General features: G+C 71.8%; 19 protein-coding genes. 11 read left to right on the top strand and 8 right to left on the bottom strand.

The features are described from left to right. Positions 1-29: 29 nt before the first annotated feature. The 8 genes from AB0F88_RS19335 (at position 30) to AB0F88_RS19300 (ending at position 11,741) form a co-directional block, all read left to right on the top strand. Entirely contained in the window at positions 30-1,091 is a 1,062-nt protein-coding gene (locus AB0F88_RS19335) for an ABC transporter substrate-binding protein (RefSeq protein WP_362685294.1), read from the top strand. A gap of 127 nt (positions 1,092-1,218) precedes the next feature. Next, positions 1,219-1,971, top strand: a complete 753-nt coding sequence (locus tag AB0F88_RS19330; RefSeq protein ID WP_362685291.1) for a methyltransferase domain-containing protein — start codon at positions 1,219-1,221, stop codon at positions 1,969-1,971. 111 nt (positions 1,972-2,082) lie between these two features. Continuing rightward, complete coding sequence (locus AB0F88_RS19325; RefSeq protein ID WP_362685288.1) at positions 2,083-4,548, top strand: hypothetical protein; 2,466 nt, start codon at positions 2,083-2,085, stop codon at positions 4,546-4,548. Between the two features lie 3 nt (positions 4,549-4,551). Beyond that, on the top strand, positions 4,552-6,609 hold the full coding sequence (locus tag AB0F88_RS19320; protein ID WP_362685285.1) for a UvrD-helicase domain-containing protein: 2,058 nt from the start codon (positions 4,552-4,554) through the stop codon (positions 6,607-6,609). 49 nt (positions 6,610-6,658) lie between these two features. Beyond that, on the top strand, positions 6,659-8,500 hold the full coding sequence (locus tag AB0F88_RS19315; protein ID WP_362685282.1) for a sigma factor-like helix-turn-helix DNA-binding protein: 1,842 nt from the start codon (positions 6,659-6,661) through the stop codon (positions 8,498-8,500). Between the two features lie 160 nt (positions 8,501-8,660). After that, entirely contained in the window at positions 8,661-10,049 is a 1,389-nt protein-coding gene (gene cysS, locus AB0F88_RS19310; protein WP_362685279.1) for a cysteine--tRNA ligase, read from the top strand. A gap of 176 nt (positions 10,050-10,225) precedes the next feature. After that, the gene (locus AB0F88_RS19305; protein ID WP_362685276.1) at positions 10,226-10,702 is read left to right on the top strand and encodes a GNAT family N-acetyltransferase; all 477 of its coding nucleotides are present in this window, start codon (positions 10,226-10,228) and stop codon (positions 10,700-10,702) included. A gap of 121 nt (positions 10,703-10,823) precedes the next feature. Beyond that, positions 10,824-11,741, top strand: a complete 918-nt coding sequence (locus tag AB0F88_RS19300; RefSeq protein WP_362685273.1) for an aldose 1-epimerase family protein — start codon at positions 10,824-10,826, stop codon at positions 11,739-11,741. 186 nt (positions 11,742-11,927) lie between these two features. Here AB0F88_RS19300 and rraA read toward each other — a convergent pair whose 3' ends face one another. Beyond that, on the bottom strand, positions 11,928-12,407 hold the full coding sequence (gene rraA / locus AB0F88_RS19295) for a ribonuclease E activity regulator RraA (protein WP_362685270.1): 480 nt from the start codon (positions 12,405-12,407) through the stop codon (positions 11,928-11,930). Between the two features lie 107 nt (positions 12,408-12,514). Between rraA and AB0F88_RS19290 the strand changes: the two genes are divergently transcribed. Further along, positions 12,515-15,055, top strand: a complete 2,541-nt coding sequence (locus AB0F88_RS19290; protein WP_362685605.1) for a penicillin acylase family protein — start codon at positions 12,515-12,517, stop codon at positions 15,053-15,055. A gap of 128 nt (positions 15,056-15,183) precedes the next feature. On the opposite strand, the gene AB0F88_RS19285 is transcribed toward AB0F88_RS19290, so the two are convergent. The 4 genes from AB0F88_RS19285 to mshB all read right to left on the bottom strand — a co-directional run bounded on the left by AB0F88_RS19285 (position 15,184) and on the right by mshB (position 18,601). Continuing rightward, a complete protein-coding gene (locus AB0F88_RS19285; protein WP_362685267.1) occupies positions 15,184-16,425 on the bottom strand; it encodes an MBL fold metallo-hydrolase in 1,242 nt (413 codons plus the stop codon). Positions 16,426-16,483: 58 nt separating this feature from the next. Beyond that, entirely contained in the window at positions 16,484-16,918 is a 435-nt protein-coding gene (locus AB0F88_RS19280) for a hypothetical protein (RefSeq protein ID WP_362685264.1), read from the bottom strand. A gap of 112 nt (positions 16,919-17,030) precedes the next feature. Beyond that, the gene (locus tag AB0F88_RS19275) at positions 17,031-17,531 is read right to left on the bottom strand and encodes a DUF6113 family protein (RefSeq protein WP_362685261.1); all 501 of its coding nucleotides are present in this window, start codon (positions 17,529-17,531) and stop codon (positions 17,031-17,033) included. 32 nt (positions 17,532-17,563) lie between these two features. Then, entirely contained in the window at positions 17,564-18,601 is a 1,038-nt protein-coding gene (gene mshB, locus AB0F88_RS19270) for an N-acetyl-1-D-myo-inositol-2-amino-2-deoxy-alpha-D-glucopyranoside deacetylase (protein ID WP_362685258.1), read from the bottom strand. Positions 18,602-18,706: 105 nt separating this feature from the next. On the opposite strand from mshB, the gene AB0F88_RS19265 reads away from it, so the two are divergent. Beyond that, positions 18,707-20,767 (top strand): prolyl oligopeptidase family serine peptidase, encoded by a 2,061-nt coding sequence (locus tag AB0F88_RS19265; protein WP_362685255.1) that lies wholly within the window; start codon positions 18,707-18,709, stop codon positions 20,765-20,767. Between the two features lie 69 nt (positions 20,768-20,836). Here AB0F88_RS19265 and AB0F88_RS19260 read toward each other — a convergent pair whose 3' ends face one another. Continuing rightward, positions 20,837-21,130, bottom strand: coding sequence for a hypothetical protein (locus tag AB0F88_RS19260; RefSeq protein WP_362685252.1), 294 nt, complete (start codon positions 21,128-21,130; stop codon positions 20,837-20,839). Between the two features lie 402 nt (positions 21,131-21,532). Here AB0F88_RS19260 and AB0F88_RS19255 point away from each other — a divergent pair, with 402 nt between their 5' ends. Next, the gene (locus AB0F88_RS19255) at positions 21,533-22,465 is read left to right on the top strand and encodes an SGNH/GDSL hydrolase family protein (RefSeq protein WP_362685249.1); all 933 of its coding nucleotides are present in this window, start codon (positions 21,533-21,535) and stop codon (positions 22,463-22,465) included. Between the two features lie 348 nt (positions 22,466-22,813). On the opposite strand, the gene AB0F88_RS19250 is transcribed toward AB0F88_RS19255, so the two are convergent. Beyond that, positions 22,814-23,434, bottom strand: a complete 621-nt coding sequence (locus AB0F88_RS19250) for a DUF6461 domain-containing protein (protein ID WP_362685246.1) — start codon at positions 23,432-23,434, stop codon at positions 22,814-22,816. A 102-nt stretch (positions 23,435-23,536) separates the two neighbouring features. Next, a complete protein-coding gene (locus tag AB0F88_RS19245) occupies positions 23,537-23,854 on the bottom strand; it encodes a hypothetical protein (protein WP_362685243.1) in 318 nt (105 codons plus the stop codon). Positions 23,855-23,991 lie beyond the last annotated feature (137 nt).

The following is a 23,991-nucleotide window of genomic DNA, read 5'->3' as shown; positions in this document are numbered from 1 at the left end:
GACGAATGACAGCGGAGAGTATTCCGTTCGTGACCGTACGTACCAGCGCCGCAGCCGCCGTGATCCTCACGGCCACGATCGCCGGATGTGGCGCCCCGGCTCCTCAGAACGTCCAATTCCCGCCTCTCAACACGCAGGCCGCCTCCCTGAAGGAGGGTTTCTCGACGATGGAGCGCCTCGTCGAGGCGGCCAGGAAGGAGGGGGCACTCACGGTGATCGCGCTGCCGCGCGACTGGGTCAACTACGGCGAGATCATCGACACCTTCTCCGAGGAGTACGGGATCAAGGTCAACCAGCTGGAGCCCGACGCCAGCAGCGCGAGGGAGATCGCCGCCGCGGCCGAGCTCAAGCCGGACGTGTTCGACCTGAGCATGGACGTCGCCGCGGCCAAGTCCGCCCTCTTCGCCCCGTACAGGGTCCAGGGCTGGCAGGACATCCCCGACCGCCTGAAGGACCACAGGGGCCTCTGGTACGCCGGGTACGGCGGCTACATGTCCATCGGCTACGACCCGAGCAAGGTCGCGGCCCCCGCCTCCTTCTCCGACCTGCTCAAACCAGGACACAGCGTCGCGCTGCCCGGCGACCCCCGGGAGGTCTCCGCGGCCTTCAACGGGGTGATGGCCGTCTCCCTGAGGGGCGGCGAGGCGAGGGCCGAGCGGGGCGTGGAGTTCTTCCACCGCCTCAAGGGCGAGGGCAATCTCGCGGCCACGCCCAAGGCGGCCTCGGTGCTCGTCGACTGGGACTACCACAACGCCGAGCGGGCCGCCGTCGACAAGGCGTGGAAGGTCGCGATTCCCGGTGACGCCGTGCTCGGCGCGTACTACGTCCAGGCCGTCAACAAGCAGGCCCCGCACCCGGCCGCGGCCCGGCTCTGGCAGGAGTTCCTGTTCTCCGACAGGGGACAGAACCTGTTCCTGAAGGGCTATGCCCGCCCGGCCAGGATGGAGGCCCTGCAGATGCGCGGCACCCTCGACCGCGAGCTGGCCGCGAAACTGCCCGCGACCAGCGCGAAGCCGGTGATCCTCACCATCCCGGAGATCGACAGGGCCAGGGCCTACCTTCAGCGCGAATGGGTCAAGAAGGTGAGATGAACCTGAGGCTGCCGAGACTGATATGTCGTGACTTCCCAGAGGCTCTAAAGTGTCTGGAGAGGCCGACAGGAAGCCTCGCGTCTCAGAATGTGAGCTGATCGTCTTGCGATACGACACCCCGAGCTCGATGAGGTGGAGCGCTCGCGCGTATGACAGCAGCTTTGGGTACGTTTCGGCGCACGGCGCCCCCCTGGTCGAGCTTCTCGACCCGCAACCGGGGGAACGCATCGTGGATCTCGGCTGCGGCACCGGGATGCTGACGGCCGAGATCACCTCCCGGGGCGCCCGCGTCCTGGGGATCGACGGCTCGCAGGCGATGATCGAGAAGGCCCTGGCCCAGTATCCGGGGCTGGACTTCATCGTCGGCGACGGCCGCGACTTCACGGTGGCCCAGCCGTACGACGCGGTCTTCTCCAACGCCGCCCTGCACTGGATGGGCCGGGAGCCGGACGCGGTGATCACCAGTGTCCGCGAGGCCCTCACCCCGGGCGGGCGGTTCGTGGCCGAGATGGGCGGCGCGGGCAACTGCGCCGCGCTGACGGCGGCGCTTTCCACCGCCTGGCGGGAGTACGGGCTGCGCGAGCCCGACCTGCCGTGGTACTTCCCCACCCCCGCCGAGTACGCCACACGGCTGGAGAAGGGCGGCTTCACCGTCCGCCTGCTGGAATACTTCGACAGGCCGACCCCGCTCGACGAGTGCCCCGGCGGGGCGGCCGACTGGGTCCGGATGTTCGCGGGTTCGCTGCTCAAGGAGGTGCCCGCGGAGATGGTCGACCCGCTGCTCCGCCGGGTGAACGAGCTGGCGGCCCCCGCCCTCCGGCGGGAGACCGGTTGGATGGCCGACTACGTGCGACTGCGGTTCGCGGCCGTACGCCGCTGAACCGGCCCAATGTGCCGCGGCGATTTGCCAGACTATGGTCTGTTCCATGAGTCTCGTTCCCCGGCCACATGGAGTGACTCGGGCGGCTTGAGGGGCTGGTGAAGGGAACGGATGAACTTCTGTCTGAGTGACCTCGTGCCGCCGCTGCGCTGGAGCGACGCGGCCACGATCCCACTTCTGCGCGAACAGCCCGACCTACCGGACGCTTGGTGGCGGAGCCTGCCGATGGCCCGCGTGCTCGCCGTGCTGGGCCCGGAGAGGCTGGCCGACATCCTCGCCTCGGTCGCCCTGAACCACTGGCCGGCCGCCGCCGTGGGGGACGTGCTCCCCGCTCTGCACGTCCTGGACCCGGACGACGCGGACGAGCCCTACACGGCCATCGCCCTCGACCGGGCCGGGTCCTGGCCGGGCCTTCTCGCGCTGACCGGCCACGACCTGCGCGACCAGCCGTTCATCCAGCCCGTCCCGCTGCTGCAGGCCCTCTTCACGGCGGTCTTCACGCGCCTGGCGGCCCCCGCCCACGCGGTCCCGGTCCCGGCGACGCTCACCGCCGGAGCCGCCCGGACGCCCGTCCCCCCGCGTGAGACCTCCGAATCCTCCGAGCCCTCCCCCGGGCCGGTGGGCTCGCCCGCGCCCGCCGGGAGCGGGTCCGCCGCCGGAGACCTCCCGGCTCGGGACGCTCCGCCCGCCGCGGCGGCCTCCCATCCAGGCCATCCCGGGAACGCGCCGGAGCCGGAGGCCCTCGCCGAGCCAGTGGCCCTGCCGAAGCGCAAGCCCCCCCGGGAGCGCGACGCCCTGCCGGTGCCCGAGGCCCGTCGCACGGCGGATCCGGACGCCGGCCCCCAGGAGGCCCCCGGGTCGCTCTTCCAGCCCGCCTCGAGGAAGAACCGGCCGTCGAGCACCTCCGCGGGGGAAGAGCGGTTCGCGGCCGCCCCCGAGGACGTGAGGGCCGCCGAGACCGGGTTCGCCGCCGAGGACGTGAGGGCCGCCGAGGCCGGGCCCGCGGGAGCGGAGGCCGTCCCCGAGGCCGGGCGCGTCGCCGGGCCCGCGGACGAATCCGTGGACGGCCGCGAGAACGGCCCCGAGGACGACCGGGCGGGCGACCCCGTACCCGCAGGCGCCCCCGAGGCGGCGGACGTCCCCGAGCCGGTCGCGGAGAGCCACGAGGACCACGAGGACGCGGAAGGCCACGAGAGCGCGGAGGACCACGAGAGCGCGGAAGGCCACGAGAGCGCGGAAGGCCACGAGGACGCGGAGGACCACGAGAGCGCGGAAGGCCACGAGGACGCGGAGGACCACGAGAGCGCGGAGGACCACGAGGACGGCGGAGCCGCGCGGCCGCCGGTGCGGCCGGCGCCGAGGAGCCTGCACGCGCTGGTGGACGGCGTCTTCGCCAACGTGGAGGACAAGCGCTGGGCGGTGGCGCAGAACAGGCTGTTCAGCGACGCCCCGGCGACCGTGGAGGCGCTGGCCAAGCTCTTCGCGGTGCCCCCGGAGGTCATCGCCGACATCGAGGCCGACCTGCGCAGGGAGCTCGACGAGTGGACCGCCTCCGACGAGGCCGCCCCGTACCGGGAGCACCTGGAGGAGGTGAAGGGGATCCTCGGCAAGGCCGCGCCCAGGGAGCGGCTGATCAACGCGGCCCCCTGGCACACCCAGGAGCTGCACTCCCTCGACGTACCGGCCTGGCAGTTCGTGCTGGCCACCCTCCCCGGCTACCACCTGGTCGACGAGTGGCTGGTGGAGGGCGACATCACCGAGCTGCGCCACCGCACCCGCGACATGATCAGCGGCGCCAAGCCGCCGCTCACCATCAACAAGGCCCTCGACATGGTCTCCTCGCTGGGCATCCACCCCGAGGTGTCCAAGGAGTGGCTGGAGAACGTCCCGCAGCTCCGGATCCTCGGCGCGGGCGAGCGGCCTCCCCAGCGCTCGAACGGCGCCCCGGCCCTGACCGCGGAGAAGCCCGGCGACCTGAGCGGCGGGGCCGGCGGAATCGGCGGGGCGAACGGCGGGACGAACGGCGGGGAGTCCGGGCGGGAGCCGAGGAAGGCGCCGTTCCGCCCGCTGAAGGACGTCTCGCTGACCAGGCGCTGCTTCCGGCAGCCCGACGGCCGCTGGTGGCTGAGGATCGACGTCACCGCGGAGCACCTCGGGGGCGCAGAGTGCCCGCTGCCCAGCGGGTTCGCCGCCTACCTCGGGATGTCGCCCGGTGACGGCCGCACGGTCAGCAGCGCGGTCGGGGAGCTGGTTCTCAGCTGGCAGGACAGGCCCGTGCTGGAGTCGCTCATGACGCTCCTGGAGGACGTGGGAGCCAAGGAGGGCAGCCACCTGTTCCTCACCCTGTCGGACGAGGGCGTGCTGCGGGCCAGGCACCTGCCGGCCGCGGGCGAGGAGGTGGAGGCGACGGCGCGGGCGCTGCGGCTCGTCGGCTACACCGCGACGGGCGGCACCCCCGAGCAGGCCGGGCGGGTGATCGCCACCCGGGTCGGCATGACGGGACCCGTGGCCACCCCCGAACTCCTCACCCGGCTGCGAGAACGCGGGGACCGCGATCTCCTGTCACTGTTGGCCTGATCCATGCCCCGCCTCGCCATCTCCCCGGACTTCCCCGTCGAACTCGGCGCCCTGGCCCAGCCGGTGCGCCGGGACGTCGTGGTCTCGGCGCGCAGGTTCCTGCAGAACGTGGCGGGCGCCCCGCACCCCGAACGGGTCAGGGGGGCGAGGGACCCCAGGGTGGCGACCCTGAGGCTGGCCGACCGGCACCGGGGCGTCGTGGTCAAGCAGCGGGACGTCTACTGGCTGCTGACCGTGCTGCCGGACGCGGAGGCGTGGGCGTACGCGCAGCGCTACCGGTTCGGCGTCAACACGGCGCTGGGCGTGGTCGAGATGTGGGACGCCGAGGCGCTGGACCGGGTGCGGCCCGCGGTGCGCAGGGCGGCCGAGGCGTCCGCGACGCGACTGTTCTCCGACTTCTGCGACAGCGACCTGGCCGAGCTGGGGGTCGACGGCCGGTTCCTGCCGCTGGTCAGGCAGATCACCGACCAGCTCACCCTGGAGGCCCTCGAACCGCTGCTGCCCCCGACGCAGTACGAGCCGCTGGCGGCGCTCGCCAGGGGCGAGTCGATGGCCGGGGCCTGGCGGGAGCTGGAGAACTGCCGCGCCGTCGCCGCGGACCCCGAGCCGATCAATCCCGAGGACTTCGGCGCCGCGCTCCTGCGCAGCCCGGACCGCGCCGTCTTCACCGACGACCCGCGCGAGCTGAACCGCGTGCTCGACGCGCCGGGCTGGTGCGTGTTCCTGCACCCGCCGCAGCACCGGCTGGCGTACTGGGAGTCCTACCAGCAGCCGACGCTGGTCACCGGCGGCGCGGGCACCGGCAAGACGCTCGTCGCCCTGCACAGGGCGGCCTACCTGGCCGGGCGCGCGAGCGGGCAGATCCTGCTCGTCACCTTCTCCCAGGGGCTGAGCGCCGAGCTCGCGACCAGGCTCGACCAGCTGATCGAGGACGAGGTGATCCGCAAGCGGATCGAGGTCGGCAACGTGGACCGGCTGGCCCACCGCATCGTCGCCGAGGCCGAGGGCCGCCCGCCCGCCCTGGTCGGCGCCGCCGAGCTGACCGCGCTCTGGGAGGAGACCGAGACCGGTCACAGCCCGGCGTTCCTGCTGCGCGAGTGGGAGCAGGTCGTCCTGGCGCAGAACCTGCGGACCCTGGACGAATACCTGGAGGCCCCCCGCCCGGGCCGCAGCGTCGAGCTGACGGCCGGGGAGCGCACCTCCGTGTGGAAGGCCGTCGAGCACGTCACCGGGCAGCTGCGCGAGCGCGGCAAGCGGACCCTGCTGCAGCTGGCCTCCGAGGCGTCGACGCTGCTCGGCCAGACGACCGGGGACCTGCTGGAGGAGGCGGAGCCGGCGCGGGAGCCGTACCGGCACATCGTGGTGGACGAGGCGCAGGACCTGCACCCGGCGCAGTGGCGGCTGCTGCGGGCGGCGGTGCCGCACGCCCGCGACGACATGTTCATCGTGGGCGACCCGCACCAGCGCATCTTCGACACGCGGGTGACGCTCGGCGCGGTCGGGATCGACGCGATCCAGCAGCGCCTGCGGGTGTCGTACCGGCTTCCCCGGGAGATCCTTTCCTGGGGGGTCCGGTTGCGCGGGGGCGGTCCCGCCGACGGGCTCGTCAAGGGTGTGCAGGAGCTTTACGGCTTCCGGGGCACCCGGCACGGGCTCCGGCCGATGGTCCGCGCCTACGATTCACCGCAGGATGAGCTGACGGGTCTGGTGGCACAGGTGGGACAGTGGGTGAATGAGGGCGTGACGCCCGAGGAGATAGCGGTGGCCGCCAGGACCGCCGGCCTCGTGCGTGACGCGCGGGCCGCTCTGCGCGATCTGGGGGTACGGGTGACGACGCTGCACGCCATGAAGGGACTGGAGTTCCGGCGGGTCGCGGTGATCGGCGTGGCCGACGGGATCGTGCCCGACCCCGACTCCCTGACCCCGGTCGGCGAGGACCCCGCCGCCAGGGCACACGATCTCCAGCGGGAACGCGGCCTGCTCTACGTGGCCTGCACCCGGGCGAGGGAACTCCTCTACGTTTCTCATTACGGACGGGCCAGTCCCTTCCTTCCTACCTGACCACATAGTCTGAACTGCGGATATATTCCCCTTTGCCGGTTGGACCTCAATGAACCTCAGCCTGAGCGACATCGCGCCACCCTTGCGCTGGACCTCTCCCGGCCAGGTAGCGCCGATCGCGACCGACCCCCGCCTCCCGGAGGCGTGGTGGCAGGCGCTTCCGCTCGACACCGCCTGCTCGACCATCGGGACGTCCGAGGTCGCCGGTCGCCTGACCGACCTCGCCCTGGCGTGCTGGGGGCACCTCATGCTCGGTGACGTTCTCCCCCTGCTCAGGTTCGCCGACCCCGCCGCGAGCGTCCGCACGCCCGAAGGGCTCGGCCGCGAGGTGGTGCACAAGCTGTTCACCGGGGTGCTGGAGCGATTGCTCGAACCGGTCACCGAGGAGAGCGTCGCCAGGATCCGCCCCTCCCGGCCCGACCGGCCGCTGCCCGAGCTGATCGACGAGGTCTTCGCCACGCTGGACGAGCGCCAGCGGGCCATCGCCAGGGACCGGCTGTACGCCTCCCAGCGGGCCACGCTCGACGACCTCGCCCAGCGGTTCTCCGTCACCAGGGAGCGCATCCGGCAGATCGAGCGCGACCTGCGCGACCACGTCGAGGCCTGGCTCGCCAAGGACGACGCGGCGCCGCTGATCGCCCACGTGTCGTGGCTGCGGGGCCGGCTGGGCTCCGCCGTGCCCGCCGACGACCTGGCCGCGGCCGTGCCGTGGCACCGCACCGACCTGGCCACGCTGGGCATCCCCTCCTGGCGGTTCGTACGGACCCTGCTGACCGGCTACGAGCAGGTGGACGGCTGGCTGGTCGCCGGGGGGGCGGACGAGCTCAGGGAGAAGACCCGGCAGCTGTTCACCGACGGGCCGCGCCCGCTGGACGAGGCCGTGACGCTGGCCAGCCAGCTCGGCATCCGCGAGGACGTGGCCGAGCGCTGGCTCATCGCGGTGCCCCAGCTGCGGGTGCTGGAGAACCACGTGGTCCCGTGGCCGCGCAGCGTCAACGACAAGGCCGAGGCCGTGCTGGCGGTGGCGGGCGGCCCGCTGACGCCCGAGGAGATCCAGGAGCGCATCGGCGAGGACTACAGCCTCGTCGGCATCCGCAACCAGCTCACCGCCGACGACCGCTTCCTGCGGGTCGACCGGAACAAGTACGGGCTGTCGCGCTGGGGCGGCGAGCAGTACCTGGGCATCCGGGAGATGATCGTCAGGGAGATCGAGCGGTCCAACGGCGAGGCGTCGGTCAACACGATCGTCACCAACCTCACCGGGCGCTACGACGTGAGCGAGAGCTCGGTCCGCGCGTACGCGGGCGGGCCCGGCTTCGAGCGCACGCAGCGCGGGTGGATCAGGGTGGCCGGGTCCGAGCAGGCCGACTACCAGCCGCGCCGGGACGTCTCGGAGACCCGGCGCTGCTTCCGCAGCCGCGACGGGCGCTGGTGGCACCGGGTGGACGTCAACGCCGAGCACCTGCGCGGCTCGGGTTCCCCGCTGCCGACCGGCTTCGCCGCGCACCTGGGCATGGCCCCCGGCGGCCAGCTGACCGCCTCCACCCCGTCGGGCGACGTGGTGATCAGCTGGCACAACCAGCCGACCATGGGGTCCATCCGCCCCGTCCTGATCGCCGCCAACGCCTCCGAGGGCGACCACGTCTTCCTCACGGTCTCCGACGGCGGCGAGCTGCTCACCCGCTACCTGCCCGCGGCCTCGCCGGCCCTGCCCGCGCTCAACCGGGCGCTGCACCTGATCGGCTACACGGCGCCGGTGGCGTCGGAGGCCGAGGGCATCCGCCTGATCGGCGCCCGCATCGGCCTGTCGGAGGGCTGCACCCGCGAGGAGGTGATCGCCCGCCTGCGCGACCGGGGCGACCGCGAGATCCTCGCCTTCCTCGAAGGCTGAGCGGGCCGGACGAGCCGGGAAGGCAGGGAAGGCCGAGGAGTCGCGCCCCGGGTCCGGACACGACCGGGCCCGGGGCGCGCCCGGGCGAACTCACCGGCGTGGACTCACCCGTGCGGGCTCTTACGCCGTGGGAGCGGGCGCGGTTGCGTAGGCTCGACCCATGCTGAGCCTGTATGACACGCGGAATCGCCGGGTTGAGCGGATCGTTCCCGAGGGGAGCCGCTCCCTGCGGATGTACACCTGCGGCCCGACCGTCTACCGGTCGGCCCACGTGGGCAACCTCCGGTCCTACCTGCTGGCGGACCTGATCAGGCGGGTCAGCGAGCGGCAGCGGATCCGGGTGGTGGCCTGCCGCAACATCACCGACGTCGGGCACCTGGTGGACGACACCGAGCTCGACCCCTCGGGCGAGGACAAGGTGCTCGCCCAGGCCAGGGCCGAGGGGCGGAGCGTCCTGGAGGTCGCCCGGTTCTACGAGGACGCCTTCGTGGCGGACACGACCGCGCTGAACATCCGCCCGCCCGAGCACTCGCCCCGGGCGAGCGAGACGATCGACCTGATGATCGAGATGATCGCCAAGCTGATCGAGAAGGGGCACGCGTACGCGGTGCCCGACGGGTCGGTCTTCTTCGACGCCGCCTCCTTCCCGACGTACGGGGAGATCTCCGGCAACCGGCTCGACCGGCTGAGGCCGGGCCACCGGATCGAGGCCGTCGACCCGCGCAAGCGGTTCCACGCCGACTGGGCGCTGTGGAAGCCCTCGGAGGCGGGGCTGACCTGGGAGACCCCGTGGGGCCGCGGCTTCCCCGGCTGGCACATCGAGTGCTCAGCCATGTCGCTGCGGTTCCTCGGCGAGCACATCGACCTGCACACCGGCGGGATCGACCTGCGCTTCCCGCACCACGAGGACGAGCGTGCCCAGTCCGACGCCACCGCCGGGCACGAGGTGGTGCGCCACTGGGTGCACGGCGAGCACCTGCTCTTCGACGGGCGCAAGATGTCGAAGTCCACCGGCAACGTGGTCCTGCTCAAGGACGTGGCGGACGCGGGCCTCGACCCGCTGGCCGTGCGGCTGGCGCTGCTGGAGCACCGCCACCGCCAGCAGATGAACCTCACCTGGGACACCCTCCGGGCCGCCGACAAGACCCTGCGGCGCTGGCGCGGCCAGGTGGCCGAGTGGTCGGAGTCGCCGAGCGGCCCGATGCCCGCCGACCGGGTCTCCCGGATCGAGGCCGCCTTCGACGACGACCTCGACACCCCGCTGGCGCTGCGGCTCCTGCGCGAGCTGGAGCGCGACGACTCGATCTCCCCCGGTTCCCGCTTCGAGGCGTTCCTGCACCTCGACCAGGTCCTCGCCCTGGACCTCTCCCTCGACATCGGCAGGACGGTCCGGCCGAAGCCCCTGCCCGAGGGCGCCGCCGAGCTGCTGGAGCGGCGCGCGCGGGCCCGCGACGCCAGGGACTGGGCCGCCTCCGACAGCCTCCGCGACGAGCTGGCCGCCCTCGGCGTGAAGGTCGTCGACACCCCGGAGGGCCAGACCTGGGCCTGACGGCCGTTTCGCGCGGGACCGGTACGCCCCTACGCCCTGGACCGGTCCCGCCGGGAGAGGATCTCCCGGCCCGGGGGCGGGATTCCCACCCCGCCGGAAAGGGTTTCCGCCCCGCCGGGAGGGACGAAAGCAGCAGATCACTCGTAATGTCGGTCGCGACCGATAGCGTCCTGATCATGAGTGAGATCGTCGTCGCCGTAAGACCCGGCACGATCGCGGATGTGGACGGGATCGTCGCCTGCAGCTCCGCGCTGTTCGCCGAGGACGCCGGGACCCGTGACCCCGCCCTGAACGTGAACTGGCCCGTGGAGCACGGGCGGGCCCGCTTCGTGGACGCGCTGGAGGATCCGGACCGCCTGGTGATGGTCGCCGAGGACGGCGGCCGGATCGTCGGCCACCTGACCGGGACCCTGTCCGGACCCACCGCGATGCGGCCGGTCACCGTGGCGACGCTGGGCAGCATGTACGTCGAGCCGTCCTACCGTGGCCGGAAGATCGGCGCCAGGCTGGTGGAGGAGTTCAGGCAGTGGGCCCGCCACCACGGCGCCCGGTACGCCGGGGTGACCGCCTACGCGAGCAACGAGGCGGCCGTCCGCTTCTACCGGACCAACGGCTTCGCCGTGCAGTCCACGGTCCTGGAGACGGTGCTGTAGGGCCGCGGGGAACGCGCCAGACCGGGGAGACCGGCGGCGCGGGCGGGTGACGCGCGGGGTGGAGGGCGGGCCAATGGCGGTGTGGACGGGAAGCGACGGACGTTAGGTGTTGAATTGCCGGGTGACATACATCGCGCCCACCGGCGCCCAACACACCATCGCGGCCGGCGGCTTCCAGGCCGTCATCACCGAGCTCGGGGCGGGCCTCAGAAGCCTCACCCTGGACGGCAGGCCGCTCGTCGTCGACTTCCCCGAGGACCAGTCCCCGCTCGGCGGTGCGGGGCTGCCGCTGCTTCCCTGGCCGAACAGGGTCGAGGACGGCCGCTACACCTTCGACGGCGAGGACCGGCAGCTCGCGCTGAGCGAGCCCAAGACCGGCAACGCGATCCACGGCTTCTCCCGGTCGTTCCCCTGGCGGGTCCTGTCCCACGACGAGTCCTCGATCCGGCTGGGGCTGCGGCTGTTCCCCCAGCTCGGCTACCCGCACGTCCTCGACCTTTCCATCCGGTACGCCCTGGGCGCCACCGGCCTGGAGATCGAGGTGACCGCGGAGAACGTCGGCGCCGGCGACGCGCCGTACGGCTTCGGAGCCCACCCCTACCTGTCCCTCGGCGCCCTCTGCGCCCTCGACGACGCCGTGCTCGAACTCCCCGCCGAGCAGTGGATCGCGGTGAACGACCGGAAGATCCCCACCGGCCGCCACGACGTCAAGGGCACCGAGTACGACTTCAGGACCGCCCGCCCGATCGGCGGGACGGAGCTCGACACCGCGTTCACCGGCCTGGAGCGCGGCGCCGACGGGCGGGTGCGGGTCACGCTGGCCGGCCCGGACGGGACCGGGGTCGAGCTGTGGGCGGGCGAGGGCATCGAGTGGCTCCAGCTCTACACCGGAGACACCCTGCCGGAGGGCCACCGCCGCCAGGGGCTGGCGGTGGAGCCGATGACCTGCCCGCCGAACGCCTTCCGCACCGGCGAGGACGTCATCAGGCTGGCCCCCGGCGACCGCGCCGTGCACCACTGGGGAATCGGCCCGATCTGACGTCCGACGCCCGGCCGTCGGACCGGGCCCCGCCGGAGCGGCCCGCCAAAGGCGCGGGAACTCTTTCGGGAACGAGAAAAGGCCCCTGGTCAGGAGGGGCCCCTCAACGTCGCGGAAAGACCCTCGGGAAAGTTCCGAGGAAAGGCCCCTGGTCAGGAGGGGCCCACCAACGTCGCGGAAAGACCCTCAGGAGAGTTCGGCGGGGCTGACGAGGATGCCGTCCTCGTCGCTGTAGAGCCAGGCGCCGGGGGTGAAGACGACCTCTCCGAAGGTGACCGGCACGTCGAGCTCGCCGGTGCCCTCCTTGGCGCTCTTGGCCGGGTTCGAGCCGAGCGCCTTGATCCCCAGGTCCAGTCCGGCGAGGGCGGCCGTGTCGCGGACGGCGCCGTTGACGACGACGGCGGACCAGCCGTGCGCGACGGCGGAGGCGGCGATGACGTCGCCCATCAGGGCGGTGCGCAGGGATCCCGCGCCGTCCACGACCAGCACGCGGCCCTCGCCCGGGGTGGCCAGGACCCGCTTGACGAGGGCGTTGTCCTCCAGGCAGCGGACGGTCGCGATCGGCCCGGCGAACCGGGGGCTCGGGCCGTAGGAGCGGAACTGGGTCAGGCAGCTCGCGACCGCCGAACCGTGGGCGTCGACCAGGTCGGCCGTGGAAAGTCTCATGCGTGCATCTTCACAATTACGGCTGCACCGACACCGCGGGGGTGGTGCCACACTTGCGGGAGCTTGTCGCCTAGGAGGTTTTTGTGAGGTTTCGCCCGTACGCCTGGATGCCCCGCCCGCTCACGTGGCTGGCACGGGTGCTCACCGTGTTTCTGGTGCTCGGGCTGCTACTCGCCGGAGCGGGCGTGTGGAGCGTGCGGGCGTCGTTCCCGCAGCTCGAAGGCGAGCTCAAGGTGAGAGGCTTGAAGGGGAAAGTCACCGTATATCGCGATAAGACGGGTATCCCGCACATCTACGCGGACTCCCCCGACGACCTGTTCCTGGCCCAGGGCTACGTGCACGCCCAGGACCGCTTCTTCGAGATGGACTTCCGCCGCCACGTGACCGCCGGGCGGCTGTCGGAGATGTTCGGCTCGGCGACGCTGACCGAGGACAGGGTCATCCGGACCATGGGCTGGCGGAAGGTGGCCGAGAAGGAGCTGCCCCTGCTCGGCGAGCAGACCAGGCACTACCTGGACGCCTACGCCCGCGGGGTGAACGCCTGGATGGCGCGCAACGACGGCTTCGCCGACAGGAGCCTGGAGTACGTGCTGCTGCGGGCGACCAGCCCGGACTACAAGGCGGAGCCGTGGACCCCGGTCGACTCGCTGGCCTGGCTCAAGGCGATGGCCTGGGACCTGCGCTCCAACATGGCCGACGAGATCGGCCGGGCGCTCGCGGCGAGCAAGCTGCCGCGCGGCCGGGTGGAGCAGCTGTGGCCCGGCTACCCGTACGGCACCCACCAGCCGATCGTCACCCGGGGCTCGGTCGGCGAGCGCGGGTTCGACCAGGGCCAGGAGCCGAAGAAGGTCGAGACCGAGCCGTCCGGGGTGGCTCCGGCGACGGGGGCGCTGACCCGGGCGGCCGAGGCCATCCGCGCGGTGCCGAGCCTGATGGGCGACCCGGCGGGCGGGCACGGCATCGGCTCCAACTCGTGGGTGGTCGGCGGCGAGCACACCGCGTCGGGCAAACCGCTGCTCTCCAACGACCCCCACCTGGGGCCGGGCATGCCCTCGGTCTGGTACCAGGCCGGGCTGCACTGCCGCGTCAAGAGCGCCGAGTGCCCGTTCGACGTCACCGGGTTCACCTTCTCCGGCGTGCCGGGCGTGGTCATCGGCCGCAACGACAAGGTCGCCTGGGGCTTCACCAACCTGGGCCCGGACGTCGCCGACCTCTATCTGGAACGGGTCAAGGACGACTCGTACCTGTTCATGGGCGACTGGAAGCCGCTGACCACCAGGACCGAGACCATCAAGGTGGCCGGGGGCGCCGACGTACGGCTCAAGGTGCGCGACACCATACACGGGCCGATCATCTCCGACGTCCTGGAGAACGTGAGGAACACGCTCCCGGGCATGGACGCGCTCTTCAAGGAGCAGGCCGACGCGGTCGCGCTCAAATGGACGGCCCTGGAGCCGGGCAGGACCGCTGACGCGATCTTCGCGCTGAACACCGCGCAGGACTGGCAGCAGTTCAGGGCCGCGGCCGCCAGGTTCGAGGTGCCCGCACAGAACCTGATCTACGCCGACACCGCGGGCAACATCGGCTACCAGGCCCCCGGGCGGATCCCGGTGCGGACCCGCGGCGACGGCACCTGGCCGGTGCCCGGCTGGACCGGCGAGTACGCCTGGCAGTCGACGATCCCCTTCAACGAGCTGCCCAGCCTCTACAACCCGCCGGAGGGCTACATCGTGACCGCGAACAACGCGGTCGTCGACCCTGCCCGCTACCCGTACATCCTCACCAAGGACTGGGCGTACGGATACCGCTCCCAGCGCATCCTGGATCGCCTCCGCGAGGCGGTGAAGGACGGCGGCAAGGTGGACGTGGCCGCGATGAGCGAGCTGCAGCAGGACAGCGACAACGGCCTCGCCCGGTTCCTGGTGCCCAAGCTGCTGGACGTCGAGATGGCCGGGCCCGCCAAGGACGCCCGCGAGCTGCTGCGCAAGTGGGATCGCACGCAGGGCGCGGAGTCGGGGCCCGCGATGTACTTCAACGCCGTCTGGCGGCACCTGCTCGTCGAGACCTTCAACGACGATCTCCCCGAGGGCGCCAGGTCCCAGGGCGGCGACCGCTGGTTCGAGGTCGTCCGGGTCATGCTCGACAAGCCGGACGACGCGTTCTGGAACGACACGGCCACCCCGGGCGCCGAGACCCGCGACGACATGCTGCGGCGGGCGATGGCGCTGGCCTACGACGAGCTGAACGGCCTGCTCGGCCCGGACGTCAAGGGCTGGCGCTGGGGCGACCTGCACTCCCTGGAGCTCGTCCACCAGAGCTTCGGCACCTCGGGAATCGGCCCGATCGAGTGGCTGTTCAACCGGGGCCCGTTCCCGGTGTCCGGCAGCGACGACGCGGTCAACGCCGCCGGGTGGGACGCGCAGGACGGCTACGCGGTGAGCTGGCTGCCGTCCATGCGGATGGTGGTGGACCTGGCGAACCTGGACAAGTCCCGGTGGATCAACCTGACCGGCGCCTCCGGCCACGCGTTCCACGCCAACTACTGGGACCAGGCGCCGCTGTGGGCGGACGGCGAGACCGTTCCCATGCTCGCCCGCCGGGACTCCGTCGAGAAGGCCGCCACCCACACCCTGACGCTCAGCCCCTGACGGCGCGGAGGCCTTCCGGGCCGCGGGACGAGCGCGTCCGCGGCCCGGCGGCCCGTCCTCCGGGCCGCCGGCCGTCAGGACGTGAGACGTCAGATCGTCAGGACGTGAGACGTCAGGTCGTCAGGTCGTCAGGTCGTCAGGACGCGGGACTCCCCGATGGCGAGGTCCCACAGGTCGGCGCGGTCCCGCCCGGCCTCCGCCCAGGCCGCCCTGGCCTCCTCCACCGGCGCGAGAAGCGACTCGCCCGACAGCACGAACGTGCCCCAGTGCATGGTCGCCATCCGGCGGGCCCCCACGTCCTGGCAGGCCCGTACGGCCTGCGCGGGATCGACGTGCGCGGCCTTCATGAACCAGCGGGGCTCGAAGGCGCCCACCGGCATCAGGGCCAGGTCGATGCCTCCCGGGTAGCGGGCCCCGATCTGGGCGAAGCGCTCGCCGTAGCCGGTGTCCCCGGCGAAGTAGATCGTCTGGTCGTCGGAGGCGATCACCCAGCCGCCCCAGAGGGACTTGCAGGTGTCCCACACCGACCGGCGGCTCCAGTGGTGGGCGGGGACGAAGTCGAAGCGGACACCGCCCACCCAGGTGCTCTCCCACCAGTCGAGCTCGGTGACGTCGCGGAACCCGCGCCGGGTGAACCAGGACCTCAGCCCCGCCGGCACGAGCACGGGCGTACCGCGCGGCAGCCGCCGCACGGTCCGCGCGTCCAGGTGGTCGTAGTGGTTGTGGCTGATCACCACGGCGTCGATCCGGGGCAGGTCCGCCCACGCGACACCGGGCGGGGTGAGCCGGGGCCGGTGAATGCCGACGATCTTCCTCGCCCAGACCGGGTCCGTGAGGATGGTCAGCCCGCCGATCTGCACCACGTACGTCGCGTGCCCCACCCAGGTGACGACCGCGTCGGTACCCGTCGCCAGGGGAAGCCCGTCCCGGTGGACCGGGATGCGGTCCTCGTCCCCGACGCCGGGCCGGAGCGTGCCGTGCCAGGCGACCGCCAGCAGCTCCTGGAACGTCGGGATCGGCGAGGTGAGCCGGTCCTTGAAACCGCCCGGCCACGACCGCCGCGGCAGGGGCTCGGGCCGCCTCGGCGGCGCCGGTCGCGCGGGAGGCGCGGACCGCGCGTAGGGTGCCGGTCGCGCGGATCGCCCGGGGGGTTCGGGAGCGCGGGGTACCGCCCCGGGCACCGCGGCCCGCCGCTCGGCGGGCCGGTCCCGCACCGCCCGGCCGGCGGTCCGGCCCAGCTGCCTGAGCGCGCGTACCGGCCGCGTGGTGAAGCGGGCCGACCACCCGGAGCGCCGCGAGGGCTCTTCGAGAAGGCCGTCGGGTTCCGCGGGCACGTGGGAGGCGATTGCTGGGTGGGATGTCTGTGACATGGGCGGCCCCCTTCGGTCATCAACAGCTCACCCCTTGTAGATCCCCTCCCAGAGAGATTCATTCCTTTTGCGGGGGTCTAGTGTGAAACCACCAGGGAGATCTACGGGTGTAGTTGCCGTCCTCCAGGTTCGCCAGCCGCTCGAAGAGGTTCCATGAGGCCTGGTTGCCGCAGATCATCATGGAGACGGCCACCGCGACGAGATAGAGCGGGAGCATCGGCAGGCCCACGCAGCACATGTACTGGGAGGCGTGCCGGTCCTCGTGCCTGAGCAGGGCACCGGTGAGGAAACCCTCCGGGTGCTTGGTCAGCACCACGTTGCCCACGGTGAACGCCGAGGCGATCGGGAACCGGAAGCGGTAGCCGTAGGCCAGGATCAGCCCGTCGGGCCCGGCGCTCACCCGGGCACGGCCGAGGCGTGCCAGGAGCAGCCCCAGTGGGGTGGACAGGTTGACGTAGTTGAGCGTCCGCCGTACCCGATGCAACCGCCGCATACCGGGATTGTGCGTCATCCGGCCGAACGGCGACAGTGGCTTTCCCCGGCCTTTCCCCGTCTTCCCCGCCTTTCCCCGTCTTCCCCGGCTTTTCTCGTGTGTGACGAGGTCGTCAGGGAGCGGCCGGGCCCGGCGGTACGGGTGGGACCTGCGGGCCGGGCGGTGCGTGCGGCGCCTGCGGCGCCTGCGGTACGGGCGAGGGCTGCGGTCCGGAGCCGTACCCGTGCGGGGTGAGCAGCCACGACCCGGCCACGGCGGCCGACGGCGAGAGCAGGACCCCCGTCACGACCGCCACCAGGCCCCCGTAGAGGTAGACGTAACCGGACAGGTCGTTGGCGATGACCAGGTCCCCCTCCGGCCGTGCGGAGATCCAGATCACGGTGACCAGCGCCCAGCCCGCCGCGAACGACAGGGGTGCCGCCTTGCCGTGCGTCATCCGGCCGGCCCCGTAGGTCACCGCGAACAGCAGGGCGAGGCAGCCGATGGCGGAGACCGGGACGGGCCTGACGTACCAGGAGTGCTGGAACCCGCCGAGGACGCCCAGCAGGAGCCCGAGCATGACGAGCACGGCGTTGGCCGCCACGGTGACGACCGTCTCCGAGGGCTCACGCACAGCCGGCACCTGCTCCATCACAAGCATCGAGGCTAGTGGATCCCGGCGAAGAGGTCGTCCTCGCGGTCGTACGGCTCGCCGAGCCCTCCCGCCTCGATCGGCGCTCCGGGACCGGCGGGCCCCGGCACGCCGGAGCGGAGGATGAAGTGCTCGACCCCGAGCACCTCCTGGCCGACGTCGTTGGACAGGGCGAACCAGGGCGGGTCCACGCTGATCTGGGTGGCGTGCGCCCGCATCGCGTCGATCTTCCGGCCGACGTGGGCGCGGGCGTCGATCTCGGTGGTGACGTCCTTGTCCTCGCAGCCGAACGGCAGGTCGTCGACCGGCTCGACGAGGAAGGGGGCGCCCCTCTCGCGCATCGCCTCCTCGGTCCTGTACATCACGGACCGGGGCATGGCGGTGTGGTAGATCTTGGCGACCCGCCACGGCCCGCCCGCGCCTGAGCCCGCCCCGGACACCGGCTCGGGCCCCGCTCCGGACACCGCCCCGGACACCGCCCCGGCCACCGCCCCGGACATCGGCTCGGCCTTCGATCCGGAGATCGCTCCGGCCCCCGCTCCGGACGCCGGTTCGAACGCCGGGTCGGCGGCCAGCTCGACGGCCCGCCAGGCGACGCGGTGGGCCTGGATGTGGTCGGGGTGACCGTAGAAACCGTTCTCGTCGTAGGTGACGAGCACCTGGGGCCGCACCTCGCGGATGATCCTCACGAGCTCGCCGGCCGCCTCGTCCAGGTCGGCCCGCCAGAAGGCGTTCGCCCTGTGGTTGGAGGCGACGCCCATCATGCCGGAGTCCCTCCAGCGGCCGGGACCGCCCAGGAACCGGTGGTCGGTGACGCCGAGCGCCGCGCAGGCCGCGGCGAGTTCCCCGACGCGATGCCCGCCCAGGGTGTCGTCGCGGTCGGCGGCCAGGTGGGCGAGCTCCGGGGGGATCACCTCCCCCTCCTCCCCCAGGGTGCAGGTCACCAGCGTGACGTGCGCGCCCTCGGCGGCGTACCTGGCCATGGTGGCTCCGCTGCCGATCGTCTCGTCGTCCGGATGGGCGTGCACGAGCATCAGGCGCCGATCAGTCATGCGTCCGAGGGTATCGATGCCGCGCGGCGTGCAGAACGCCGGATTCCCGGTCCGTCCGCGCCTCGGAAACAAGACACTCGATGCGGAACTGGCAAGATGGCTCGTATGAGTGAGAGCTTCCCTCGCCTGCACGCCAGAACCCGTCGATTCACCCTTGGAGTGCCGCGCGGCTTCACGATCGCCCCGGGCGGTGACCGCGTCGTCTTCCTCCGGACCAGGGGCGGCTTCGACCCGGTGACCTGCCTGTGGGAGTACGACGTCCTCAGCGGCGCCGAACGGCTGATCGTCGACCCACGCGCCCTGGCGGCCGACGACGAGGACCTGCCGCCCGAGGAGCGGGCGCGCCGCGAGCGGAGCCGCGAACAGGCCGGGGGCGTCGTCGGGTACAGCACCGACGCCGCGGTGACCGTCGCGGCGTTCGCGCTCTCCGGCGGTCTGTACGTCGTCGACCTGAAGACCGCGCATGTGCGGCGGCTGAAGACCTCCGGGCCGGTGATCGACCCCCGGATGTCCCCCACCGGCGTCCACGTCGGCTACGTGACCGGCGGCGCGTTCCACATCCAGGACCTGGAGGACGAGGTCGACCACGCGCTGGCCCGCCCCGAGTCCCCGGAGGTGACGTACGGCCTGGCCGAGTTCATCGCCGCCGAGGAGATGGACCGCATGCGGGGCTACTGGTGGTCGCCGTCCGGCGACGCCGTCCTGGTCGAGCGGGCCGACGAGTCGCCGGTGCAGCGCTGGCACATCGCCGACCCGGCCAACCCGGCCCGTCCCGCCACCGAGCAGCGCTACCCCTCCGCGGGTACGGCCAACGCCGGGGTCGAGCTCTTCGTCCTCACCCTCAGCGGGGCCCGCGTCGCCGTGCCCTTCGACGACGAGTACCTGGTCAACGTCACCTGGGACGCCCACGGCCTGTCGATCGTCACCATGACGCGCGACCAGCGGACCATGCGGCTGCTCGACGTCGACCCGGCCACCGGCACCTCCACGGTCGTGCGTGAGGACACCGACCCCGCCTGGGTCGACGTCGTCACCGGCGTCCCCGGCCACCTGTCCGACGGCAGCCTCGTCTGGGCCGCCACCTCGGAGGGCGGCCACCGCCTCATCGTCGGCGACTCGCCCGTCACGCCGCCCACCCTCCAGGTCCGCGAGATCCTCGACATCGACGGCGAGACCGTGCTCTTCCGGGCGAGCGGGGAGCCCACCGAGATCGCCGTCTGGGCCTACCGGAGGGGCCAGATCACCCTCGTCAGCCCGGCCGAGGGCGGCGTCTACAGCGGCCACACCGCGGGCGGCACCCTCGTGATCACCGGCCAGACCCTCGACAGCGAGGGCTCGGTCACCCGCGTCCTGCACAACGGCACGCCCCGCGGCCACATCACCTCGCACGCCGAGCGCCCCAGCCTGGACCTGCGGGTCTCCCTGATCAGGGCGGGCGAGCGCGACCTGGCCACCGCCGTCCTCCTGCCCTCCGGGCACGTGCCCGGCTCCGCGAAACTGCCGGTCCTCATGGACCCGTACGGCGGACCGCACGCCCAGCGCGTGCTGGCCGCGGCCGGAGCTCACCTGACCAGCCAGTGGTTCGCCGACCAGGGCTTCGCGGTGGTCGTGGCCGACGGCCGGGGCACCCCGGGCCGCGGCCCCGAGTTCGAGCGGGCCGTCCTGCACGACCTGGCCACCCCGGTCCTGGAGGACCAGATCGACGCCCTGCACGGCGCCGCCGCGCGGTTCCCCGACGACCTGGACCTGTCGCGGGTCGGCATCCGGGGCTGGTCGTTCGGCGGCTACCTGGCCGCCCTGGCCGTGCTCCGCCGCCCCGACGTGTTCCACGCGGCCGTCGCCGGGGCCCCGGTGACCGACTGGCGCCTGTACGACACCTGCTACACCGAGCGCTACCTCGGCCACCCGGACGAGGGTCACTACGACTCCTCGTCCCTGTTCGCCGACGCGGAGAAGCTGGACCGTCCCCTCCTGCTGATCCACGGCCTGGCCGACGACAACGTGGTCGCCGCGCACACCCTGCGCCTGTCCTCCGCGCTCCTGGCCGAGGGCCGCCCGCACAACGTGCTGCCGCTGTCGGGAGTCACCCACATGACCCCGCAGGAGGCCGTGGCGGAGAACCTGCTGCTGCTCCAGGTCGACTTCCTGAAGAAGGCGCTGTCCTGAGCTCTCCTCGGTAAGGCTCTGGTCCTGAGCCTTACCGAGGGCGTCAGGTCCTGAGCCTTACCGAGGGCGTCAGTGGTTCTGGCCGGGAGGGAGCGGAACGGTGTAGCCCTGCTGCTGCGGGTTGTACGCCTGCGGGGCGATGTAGCCCTGCTGGAGGTTGTGGCCCTGCGGGGCGATGTAGCCCTGCGGGGCGTAACCCTGCTGAGGGTTGTGCCCCTGCGGCGGGTAGTGCTGCGGAGCCGGGGGCTGCGGGGGAGGCTGCGGGAGCCGAGCGGTCCGGCGCTCGGCAGCTCCGCAGGCGGCGCCGGCGACCATCAACGCGATGCCCCCCAGCGCGAAGACCTGTGCCCGTGGCATGTTCATGGGGTCCTCCTCCTCCATGGCCAGCAAAAAGGCTATGCACAGCACTATGCAGCCGAAGGTGAGAAAAAGGATGCGGCCTATACCCATGGGGCGAGAGTGTAGCTTCTCGGGCTGAAGAGCTTTCTGCCGCGCCAGGCACGCCTCCCCGGCCATTGCGGACGGCCCGCTATACCGGATTTGCCGTCTTTCAAGATTTCGTCAACACGACGGTCCTAACATAAGTGCCCAAACCGGTCGCGAGTGGTCCGTACAGCCGACGGGATTCCCTGGTTTCCAGGCCAGGTTCCGGACCACGGACGCACCGGCGCGAATCCACGCTTCGCAGGGGGAGGCGCCACGGGGGTGGGGTAGTTCCTGTCGCCGTGGCCTTCGTCGTCTTCACGGGAGGATGCACCACTGATGATGGTCACTCGCACAAGAATCGTCGCGGGCCTCACCGGCCTCGTCATGGCCGCCGGGCTGACGGCGGGCACGGCGGCCCCCGCCGCGGCCGGTGTCACACGGTCCTTCGACGTGGTGGCGCTGGGCGACTCCTACGGAGCCGGCACGGGGGCCGGGGACTACGAGCCGGGCACCGAGGGGATCTGCTACCGCAGCCGCAACTCCGCCTCCACGATCCTCGTCGAGCGGCTCCGGCAGCGCGGCACGAATGTGAGATTCGCCAACGTCATGTGCAGCGGCGCGGCCGTCCAGGATCTGCGGCAGCCGTTCAAGGGAGAGCCCCCGCAACTTGACGCGCTCCGCCGGAGCACCGATCTGGTGACGCTGAACATCGGCGGCAACGACATCGACTTCGCCGGATACGGCGGCGTGTGCGTCCAGGCGGACTGCGCGGGCGCGCCCACCACGGCGATCCTCGACCGCATGCCCGCCCTGAGGCGGTCCCTGAGCGGCCTCCTCACCGAGATCAAGCGCCGCAGCCCCCGCGCCCAGATCGTCATGACCGGGTACGGCAGGGCGGTCACCAACGGTCAGAACGCCACCGGCGTACCGCTCGACCCGATCTGCGACGCCGGTGTCCTCAGCGCCGAGGAGCGCCTGGCGGGGGCGAAGGTCTCCGGCGCGCTGGACGCGACCCTGTCCAGGAGCGCGCAGGCCGCCAGGGCACGCGGGGTCGACGTCCGGTTCGTCGGCCCTCACCTGAACTCGACGACCCTGCGCCCCGAGTTCGCCGGGCACTCGCTGTGCGAGTCCACCGACCCGTTCTACCGGGGATTCGACGCCCTCGCCCCCGGGCAGGAGGGCGGCGTCGCGGTGCTGCACCTCAACCGGCAGGGCCACGCCGCCCTCGCCGACCTCATCCAGCGCAAGGTCCCGATCCTCGCCGCCCCCTGACCCGCGAGATCCTTGAAGCCGCCTGACCGGGGACGTTCACCCGCCCGGCGCTCGTCTCCGCGGTACCGGGCAGGTGAGTTCGCGCAGTTCCCCCTCGATCGTGCCGGTGTCGGGAATCGGCCACGGTTCGGTACCGGCCAGGTCGAGCGCGTCGGCGGCGAGCCCCTCCACGCCGCCCCGGCGCAGGTAGACCGGGGAACTGCGCGTCCCAGGAGGTGCGCGGCGCGATTGCCCCCGGCCGTCTCCGGTCGCGACGTAATACCGTCTTCGTCAGCGAGGGCGGAAGTGGCCGCACCGGCGGATTCGAGCCGACGGCGGTGGGACCTCGCGGGTCGCGAGGTCCCACGCCTACGACTGGAGGGCCCACGCGTCCTTGGGGATCACGTAGAACGTGTGACTGGCCTCGATCCAGTCACGATCGATGGGATGTCCGGTGAGTCGGCCGATCAGCGTCAAGGCGGCGTTGATGCTCTCCTCGATATCGGCGCCCTCTTCGTATCCGAGGGCAAGCCCCTCCATGTACGAGTCGAGCGCCTGGCGATCAGGCCCGCTGCGGTCCTCCGGAAACGTGAAGTCCATTGAGACCAAGACGCGCCCGTCTTCTGCGTAGGTCAGCCGCTCGTCACCATTGGCGTTCCATCCGATTCCAACCGCTCGCCCGCCCCCGGCGGACAATGCCTCAAGTGTCGAATATCGAGTGCAGTCCAGTCCGTTGAGCTGCAGGATCATCGTCCAGGTCCCGGCTGGGCCGATAAGGACCGCACCCTCATCGAAATCGGAGTCCCCCTCTTCCTCTTCGTGCATCAGCTCGTCAATAGTGGACGCGTAAGCGGTGTCGGGGTCCGCTCGAAGGCGGCGCACGGCCTCCTCAGCGGTCAGGCCTTCACACCAGGCCGCGCGGAAGCCGAAATCCTCGTTGTCGAGGTCGTATTCGTCGAGGAGGTCATAGAGGTGCGGATCATCTGTCATGTGTCATGGCTCCTTGAGGATGTGGGGCTCCGGTCCGCGCTGGAGCCCCCGGCTCACGAATAGGATCTCGCCGCACAGCAAGGGCGGGAACGGCTTCCAACATCACACGGCTGTCGACACGTCGAATTCCCCGGCCCGAGGACCCCGCCTGAAAGCGATCCATTCCGTACAGGTGTGGCGCAGGGTCGTCTCCACCTCCGAACGGCGCGGCGCGGTCGCCCCGCCTGGTGGGTGAGCTGTCTCGACACGATCGACGGGACCGCTTCCGGCGGCGCCCAGCCATGTCACGCCGGAAAGATCTAAGTCGTACGGTTCTGCTTTGTCCTGCGGAGATGCCACAAGTTCGTGATCCGCGATCCCGGCCTTCACGACATCGAGGAACCGCGACCGGGCCATGACGGAGAACATGATGGCGAGCATGTCCGTGGCCTTGGAATCGCGTACGACTCCTTCGAAGCGTGCGATGGGCGCGGCCTGTATCTCGTGGCGCACCGTGCCGGCGGGTTCGGCATGGTGCCCCCGGTGGACGGAAAGGTGATCTGGGCGGAGATCACATC

The organism is Streptosporangium sp. NPDC023963, assembly GCF_040639135.1.
Classification (GTDB): domain Bacteria; phylum Actinomycetota; class Actinomycetes; order Streptosporangiales; family Streptosporangiaceae; genus Streptosporangium.
Note: the sequence above shows the minus strand (reverse complement) of the source record. Positions and strands in the feature narration are given on the sequence as shown.